Source organism: Pseudidiomarina sp. (assembly GCF_033722695.1).
GTDB lineage: Bacteria > Pseudomonadota > Gammaproteobacteria > Enterobacterales > Alteromonadaceae > Pseudidiomarina.
Window position 1 is genome coordinate 1 of the sequence record NZ_JAWVYM010000049.1, and the last position, 6,757, is coordinate 6,757.

Consider the following 6,757-nt stretch of genomic DNA (forward strand, 5'->3'; position numbering starts at 1 on the left):
ACTGCTGATGAAGCGCATGGACGAATTCGGCAGCAAGGTCTTCCTGGTCAACACCGGCTGGACCGGTGGCTCCTACGGTGTCGGCGAGCGCTTCAGCATCCCGACCACCCGCAGCATCATCAGCGCCATCCAGAACGGCGATCTGGACGACGTTGAGACCGAGCACCTGCCCACCCTGAACCTCAGCGTTCCGGTCAGCGTGCCCGGCGTAGACAGCAACCTGCTGAACCCGCGCAACACCTGGGCCAGCACCGAAGACTACGACGCCAAGGCCGCCGAACTGATCGGCCAGTTCGTCGAGAACTTCAAGAAGTTCGACGTCTCTGACGCGATTGTAGAGGCCGGGCCAAAAGCATAAGGCCCACCTTTACTGCAAAAGCGCCCTGCTCCTTGAGCACGGCGCTTTTTTTGTGGCTTGCGTCTTGTCAGGCAACCCCGGCAAAGGGCATCTCTATACCTTCCTGGCGCCTGCCTGCGTCAATTCTGGAACTGCGGTCGATGCTTTCATAGGAGCTCGGTAGCAGTCGGCGCGCGAGTCGGTTCACCCGACTTTCCAACCAATTGGGCAGATCCATCCCCAGGGGATTACTTTCTGCAATCTGCGGGTCAGACATCACTCGTGTGCCCATCATGTAATCGAACCATGGGCGGGTAACACACCAGCTGGCATCCTGGTTTGCATTCATGTGGTGATGGGCACGAGAGGAAGATGGCTTTCCTTTAAGGCTCTACTCCTCACATTACAGCGGCATTGAGGTCAGTGAAAACTGAGCCATGCTGCAATTCGGGCCGAAGCTGTAAGCTCACCTTTACCGGAAGAGCCCCTGCTCTTTGCAGCACCGCACTTTTTGTGCCCCATGATTGAATACGTGAAAAGAAGAAGTCACGCCATTACATGGCAGCTTGGAGAGTGATGGACTACGCTGCTTTTCTATTAGATTAGGTTCTACCCCATTTCCACGTACGGTTTTAAAACGATGGACACGCTCTCGCTTGGGCATTCCGGTGAAGCCCTCGCAGGCCGCATTGTCTTCACAGAGCCCGACAGCACTCATACTGATTACAACACGATTGCTGCCAAGGAAGCGTTGATAATCGCCACTGGTGATTTGGCTGTCGCGACCTGAATTCAGAATCACAGGCGTTTTCCCTGGCGCTGGCAGGCCAGACAGCCATCTCACCCGCTTTGATGACCATATGGCGCTCCTGGCGATAATTCATGATCAAAAAGGGGTCAGATCGATTTATGAATAATCAATCAGGCCCCATTAAGTACCCCCATCAACTCGATGTCCGTCATCCACTTGCATGGATTCACCGGCGCGCAGAAAGCGTCCGGTTCGATAATCATTACCAAAGCCCTCGGCAAAACTCCCTTCGCGATACACCAACTGACCAGCAATCAGCGCCGCCATGACTGCTGAATCACTGCTATTGCTCAATCGGCTGAAGTTGCCGAACTCAGGGATAACGCTTTCATGCAGCTCATCGACCGAAGCATTCAGACCTTCAGGGTCAATAATGACAACATCCGCGCGCGAACCGACATGCAGCTTACCGGCATCCACATCGTAGTAATCCGCCAACTCACCAGTGAGGCGGTGGACGGCCTGCTCAGTACTCATAAAAGGTTTTCCGGCCAGCTCAGCCTCGCGAACCCGCCGCAGGAATCGAACCGGCATGTTGTAGAAAGCCATGTTGCGCAGGTGGGCGCCGGAGTCGGCGAACCCCATTTGCAATGAGGGATGTGAAGCAATCTCATCCAGAACCTCAGGGCGATGGTTGGCTAAGACCATACGCCAGCGCAGTTTTCGGCCATGCGCGACGACAAGATCCAGAAAAGCATCGCCCGGATGCAAACCACATTCGTCCGCCACCTGACCAAAGGACTTGCCGATCACGCTCCTGTCCGGGCAGTCGACGATCTCGGTGTCGTGCAGATCACGTGTCCACAGACGAAAATCGATCTGATTATCCAGCTGATGCCTGAACTGGCGGCGGAAACCCTCATTCTGCATCAGTTTGTTGCGTTCGACCTCATCCTGTAGATGAAGCGCCAACTGGCCTGCCCCGAATTCCTCAAAGATGACGAAATCAATACCGTCAGCATAGACCTCGAATGGCACTGGCAGGTGTTGCCAGGTCAGATCGCTACGCAGGAGCTTGTTGGCACCACGAAACAGACCCAATAAAAAGTGGACCGCCTTTGAGGGCATGGCTTTGGTATCGGCGGCCACCAGCAGTGAGGTCCGCAGTTTCTTCCTGACAAAGAAGCCCGCGCTCTCCACCATGAACAGGAAGACATTCAGGGGGCGGGTCGTGTTGGGCGCACTCTGAAGTACCTTGCCATGCAGGCGCAGCCGCCTGTTCAGACGACGGTACTCTTTCCAGGTCGCAAACGTCGACGGTAACGAGCGCGAGCGATAACGCTCACCGTCGAGCTTGTCCCAGGGGGTGGTCATACCGGAGAGGCCGACAAAACCGGCATCAAGTGCATCATCCAGTAGCTGGCTCATCCGTTTGAGTTCACTCTTGTCCGGACGCACTTTGTCGTCTACCGCGCGCCCCAACCCAAGCACATGCGCCCGCAGATCAGAATGACCGAGGAAGGCGGCAACATTGGGTCCCAGGGGCAAGGACTCTAGATGCTGCACGTACTCAACAGGTGTGCTCCAGGTCTTGCCGCGCAACGCATTTAGCATCTGCTCACGAGGTATCGCCTCGACGCGGGAAAACATATCGGTGCAATCAAACGGGCCGGAAAACACCGTGGAAAGGGAACAACTGCCAAGAAAGATACTGGTCACACCATGCCGGACGGATTCTTTTAGCCCTGGCGCCACAAGCACCTCGGCATCATAGTGCGTATGGATGTCCACGAATCCTGGCAACACCCACTGCCCATCGGCGTCAATGACTTCGCAGCCGTCATTCTCGGGTAAGGGCTGCTTGGCTATGGCTGTCACATGACCGTTGCGTATTCCCAGATGACGTACTGAAGGCGCCACACCCGTGCCATCGAACCAGAGTCCGTTCTTAATAATGGTGTCGAAGCTCGACAACATGGTCCACCTCTCTCAATTAACAGGTTGTTTAAGAAGGCCTCAGTTAAAAACAAGTCACATGACTTGTCAAGTCACCTGACTTGCAAAATGCCGCTATCTCTCTTAGAATTTCCAGCATGACTCAAAAGAAAACTTCCCAAGTCACCCAGGCGCAACGCAGCGCAGCAACCCGGGCGACGCTGCTTAATGCCACTATTGAAAGTCTGATTGACGTGGGTTTTGCGGCGACGACCACACGTAGCGTGGCCAACCGGGCAGGCATCAGTCAGGGTGCTCTACAGCATCACTTTCGTAGTAAGAATGATTTGGTCGATGCTGCGATTTTCTGGTTGTCCCAAAAGCTCGCATCGGATATCAACGCTGCAACAATCGGCGGCAACAACGATCGTGAACGCATCGCGTTTGTCATCGACCGCCTCTGGGAAGTACACAATTTGCGGATAGCGCCTGCCGTCTTCGAGATGTATGCGGCGGCGCGCACGGATTCCAATCTCGCTGCCGCCGTTGCCAAACTTGTGAAGCAGCAAAACCACCTGCTTCACACAGTTTGTCGCCAACTCTTGCCAGAACTATCCGCTATGCCCGGATTTTCGGACCAGCTTGCAATAATCCTCGCGATGTTAAGGGGTACCGTTATCCTGCGTTCAATCCCTGGCGTTCAGGATGGCTATGTAGACTGGTCGGTACTTCGCAACCACATCTTGAGCAGCATTGACCGATTTATAGAGGCAAGCGGCAAAAAAGCTTAACAACCAAAAATGGGGACAGATTTATTTCAAGGACCGTCAAACTAACGAAAAATAGAACGTATCGCTAAAGCCAGCGCTTTCTTCAGCGCCCTAGCCTCATAACTAATCAAACAAGTGCGTTCCGGCAGGTATCCGGTGATGGCTCATTGTCTCTGCCGGTACCAGCAAGCCGTAGCCACGATGACCGCCTCGATGGAGGGGCGCGCCAGCCCCTGCTCCTGCAGGAAGGCATCAGTAATGGCGGTGTCGAAGCGAGTGGGCTGAATAAAGTTCAGCGCCTCCGGCCAGGTATTTATCAGGCGGGGCAGACCGGGCAGTCGCAACAGGAGCGCCAGCAAAGGCATTGGCACGTGGCGTTGCGGTGCCCGCCGGCCCAGCAGGTCGGCGGCAATAGCGAGCAGCCCCTTCAAGCTGGGCGTGGCCGGGTCCAGAACCAGCAACCGCTCAGGCACACGGTCACTGGTGGCGGCAACAGCCATCAGCGAGGCCAGATGATCCACCGCCACCAATGGCAGCCAATGCTCGGGGCTGCCGGGAATCATCGCCATGCGTCCCCGGGCCAGATTATCGAGCAGGGCAAACAGTGGCTGGCTGGTATCGAGACTGCCAGTATCACTGTGGCCCGCGACAGTAGCGGGCTGCACTTCCACCAGATCCAGATCGCCTGAACTTGCCAGCGCACGCACCCGGATTGCTGCTTCCAGTTTGCTGGCTTCATAACCACCAACCATACGATATACCCGCCGCCAGTCCACCCGGTCCGGATCATCGTTGTCAATACCCAGTCGCCGCAGGTGATCATGGTTTTCCAACATGAATCCGCTGACAAAAACCAGACGGCTTTGGTGACGCCGGGCCAGCTCAGCCACCGCCAGACTGCCGGCCACGTTGGTGCGGCGAGCGATGGCGGGATCCAGCTGCCACGCGAAGCGGGCCCCCAAATGAATGATGGCCTCCGGCGCTTCCAAATCCTCCGGCAGGCCCAATCCGGGCAGGTCCAGGTCTCCTTTTACTGCATGCAGGCGGTCACCCTGACCGCCGAGATCACTCACTTGTTGGCGCAGCGTCGAGAGCTGGGTCTCAGGTTGACGCAATACCGCATACAGTTCGTGGCTTCGGGTTAACTGGGCGCATACATGACGGCCGATAAAGCCGGTAGCGCCGGTGATAAGCAGTGTCATGGCAGGTCTCCTTGGTAGGGTCTGCCAACACCTTAAAGGTTAGAGTACACTCAAAGGTCAACACCCAGTTGAGAAACCATCATGCAGATTGCGGAGCTAGAGCAGCGTACCGGCGTAAACCGCCACACCCTGCGTTATTACGAAAAGGCCGGCCTGCTTCAGGAAGTAGGACGGCGCGGCAATAATTACCGGGAATACCCGCAAAAAGCTGTGGAACGAGTCACCATGGTGCGCCAACTTAAGGCTCTCGGTTTTTCCCTGCGGGAGATTCGGGACATACTGAATGCTCTGCGCAGCGATAGCATTGACTGTGAACGGGGCGCCACGCTGATGGCTGAGAAAAAGGCGCAGGTGGAGGACAGGATTCACAAACTGAAACAGGTCAGCATCCTGCTTGGGCGGGAACAGCGACGGCTCGAAGAAAGTGCGGCAGCCCTGCGCGCAAGCGGGCGTCTGACCTGACCTTATCATCCGTCCGGTCGTGCATAGGGACAACGGCAAAACTTGCCCTCAATCACCAGATCATGACCAAAGCGAAGACGTGTGCCGTCGGATGTGAACTCGCACTCCTCCTCAATGCTATAACTGCGGAACTGCCCGGCAGGCAATGACGCCATCATCGATAGCACATTGAAGGTGTGATGGGCACTATGCGGAAATGGTTTACCGGTAAGATTCTATTCCTCACATTACATCGGCTTTGAGGTCAGTGAAAGCTGCGCCATACTGCAATTCGGGCCGGAGCTGTAAACCCACTTTTCCCGGGAAAGCGCCTTACTCTTTAACGACCACACTTTTTTGTGCCTTGTGATTGAGTGTGGGAAAAGAGGAAGTCACGCGATTACATAGCAGCTTGGTGAGCGATGAGCTAAGCTGTTGTTTTATCAATCGTTAGATAGAACCCTGACCGGTGAGGAATTCGGAATAATGAAGCGGTCATGTACTTGCAATATCGAGGCGTTCTATCTAACTGCTGTTACATGTCAGGTAGTTTAATTTGAGGGTTTTGAATGAGTGGCGATAAATGGCATCAGTGTGTATCGGTGAAATTCTCCGATGGGGAGGTTCGCTCGATCAAAATGATCAAGGAAATATTGCATAAATGTGAGTTTATACCATCAGGTGATGGTGAGACATATACTATCCCTCGAAAAGAGCATATAGAAGATTGGCAGACTGAAAGTATTGTATACGTTAGTTTGTTAAGAAAAGGGGAAGAAGTTTATTTTAATCACGAAGGTTACAGTGATTGGGACGTATTAAACTTAGAGTACCTACTACCTTGGCTACCGATTGAAAATATCACAACTTTTCTCGAAACTGTTGAGTATGTTTCAAAGCACTTAGGTATTAGTGCGGAATTTAATGGTGGTTCATTCGTTGCTTCAGAAGTTAAGAACTATGCGCTTGAATGTGCTCGTGAGCTTACTGAGAGAATGGAGGCGCCTGGTGGAGAATTCTTAGCTCAAGCTATCGAAATGGATCTGCCAGTATAGTGGGAGTAAGATGGAGACATGTAACAATGAAGTTGCAGGCGACAAATTTTCCGTTCCGCCATTTGTGAATTGCTGTCGCAATTTTATCACAAATGGCTACACTCCAAATTTGCGCCTGAACAAGTGCGTTATGCGTAATTGACTATGAACCCGATAATCGAAAAAGAAATGGAAATTCTCTGGTCTGACTTCGACAGTTATGACGTCGACCAAAAGTTAGAAGCTTTTGAAAGGTTGAAGGATTCTGCATCCGAAGAGGACTTGCC

Annotated in this window: 7 protein-coding genes and 1 pseudogene; 4 read left to right on the top strand and 4 right to left on the bottom strand. The window is 53.7% G+C overall.

Annotation, left to right across the window (positions count from 1 at the left end; all coding sequences use genetic code 11):
• Positions 1 to 358, top strand: a 358-nt coding sequence (locus R3196_RS10500) for a phosphoenolpyruvate carboxykinase (ATP) (RefSeq protein WP_318936726.1), incomplete at its 5' end; no start/stop codon positions are given.
• Positions 359 to 425: 67 nt separating this feature from the next.
• On the opposite strand, the gene R3196_RS10505 is transcribed toward R3196_RS10500, so the two are convergent.
• The 3 genes and pseudogenes from R3196_RS10505 to R3196_RS10515 form a co-directional block, all read right to left on the bottom strand.
• A complete protein-coding gene (locus tag R3196_RS10505; protein WP_318936727.1) occupies positions 426 to 686 on the bottom strand; it encodes a hypothetical protein in 261 nt (86 codons plus the stop codon).
• 288 nt (positions 687 to 974) lie between these two features.
• Positions 975 to 1,221: pseudogene (locus R3196_RS10510) on the bottom strand (IS3 family transposase); the annotation flags it as partial.
• A 47-nt stretch (positions 1,222 to 1,268) separates the two neighbouring features.
• Positions 1,269 to 3,065 (bottom strand): amidohydrolase family protein, encoded by a 1,797-nt coding sequence (locus R3196_RS10515; protein WP_318936728.1) that lies wholly within the window; start codon positions 3,063 to 3,065, stop codon positions 1,269 to 1,271.
• A 116-nt stretch (positions 3,066 to 3,181) separates the two neighbouring features.
• Here R3196_RS10515 and R3196_RS10520 point away from each other — a divergent pair, with 116 nt between their 5' ends.
• Positions 3,182 to 3,814 (top strand): TetR/AcrR family transcriptional regulator, encoded by a 633-nt coding sequence (locus R3196_RS10520; RefSeq protein ID WP_318936729.1) that lies wholly within the window; start codon positions 3,182 to 3,184, stop codon positions 3,812 to 3,814.
• 143 nt (positions 3,815 to 3,957) lie between these two features.
• Here R3196_RS10520 and R3196_RS10525 read toward each other — a convergent pair whose 3' ends face one another.
• Positions 3,958 to 4,995, bottom strand: coding sequence for an SDR family oxidoreductase (locus R3196_RS10525; RefSeq protein ID WP_318936730.1), 1,038 nt, complete (start codon positions 4,993 to 4,995; stop codon positions 3,958 to 3,960).
• An 81-nt stretch (positions 4,996 to 5,076) separates the two neighbouring features.
• Here R3196_RS10525 and R3196_RS10530 point away from each other — a divergent pair, with 81 nt between their 5' ends.
• Both R3196_RS10530 and R3196_RS10535 read left to right on the top strand, forming a co-directional pair.
• A complete protein-coding gene (locus R3196_RS10530; protein ID WP_318936731.1) occupies positions 5,077 to 5,457 on the top strand; it encodes a MerR family transcriptional regulator in 381 nt (126 codons plus the stop codon).
• 548 nt (positions 5,458 to 6,005) lie between these two features.
• Entirely contained in the window at positions 6,006 to 6,491 is a 486-nt protein-coding gene (locus tag R3196_RS10535) for a hypothetical protein (protein ID WP_318936732.1), read from the top strand.
• The last annotated feature ends 266 nt before the right edge of the window (positions 6,492 to 6,757 follow it).

Bases quoted from the DNA above. Each gene is read 5' to 3' on its own strand.
- R3196_RS10520 (WP_318936729.1), top strand. From the start codon at position 3,182: ATGACTCAAAAGAAAACTTCCCAAGTCACCCAGGCGCAACGCAGCGCA.
- R3196_RS10505 (WP_318936727.1), bottom strand. From the start codon at position 686: ATGAATGCAAACCAGGATGCCAGCTGGTGTGTTACCCGCCCATGGTTC.
- R3196_RS10535 (WP_318936732.1), top strand. From the start codon at position 6,006: ATGAGTGGCGATAAATGGCATCAGTGTGTATCGGTGAAATTCTCCGAT.
- R3196_RS10525 (WP_318936730.1), bottom strand. From the start codon at position 4,995: ATGACACTGCTTATCACCGGCGCTACCGGCTTTATCGGCCGTCATGTA.
- R3196_RS10530 (WP_318936731.1), top strand. From the start codon at position 5,077: ATGCAGATTGCGGAGCTAGAGCAGCGTACCGGCGTAAACCGCCACACC.
- R3196_RS10515 (WP_318936728.1), bottom strand. From the start codon at position 3,065: ATGTTGTCGAGCTTCGACACCATTATTAAGAACGGACTCTGGTTCGAT.